Annotated in this window: 1 protein-coding gene; it reads left to right on the top strand. The window is 48.3% G+C overall.

The window, feature by feature from the left end:
• A partial coding sequence (locus HMPREF2696_RS00135; RefSeq protein ID WP_210383744.1) for an NAD(P)H-dependent oxidoreductase occupies window positions 1-209 on the top strand: 209 nt, incomplete at both ends.

The following is a 209-nucleotide window of genomic DNA, read 5'->3' as shown; positions in this document are numbered from 1 at the left end:
GGCTATGATGTTGAAGCAGAAATCGAAAAATTCTTGTGGATGGATGCCGTGATTTGGCAAATGCCAGGCTGGTGGATGCACGAACCTTGGACAGTGAAAAAATACATAGACGAAGTATTAACTGCCGGACACGGCAAGCTTTACCACAGTGATGGCCGCCATCGTGTCAATCCGATAGAAGGCTACGGCACAGGTGGTTTGTTGCAAGG

The sequence above is a fragment of the Neisseria sp. HMSC058F07 genome, from assembly GCF_001810035.1.
In the GTDB taxonomy this organism is placed as follows: Bacteria; Pseudomonadota; Gammaproteobacteria; order Burkholderiales; family Neisseriaceae; genus Neisseria; species Neisseria perflava.
The sequence above is the reverse complement of the archived record's forward strand: the minus strand, read 5'-3'. Positions and strand labels throughout refer to the sequence as shown.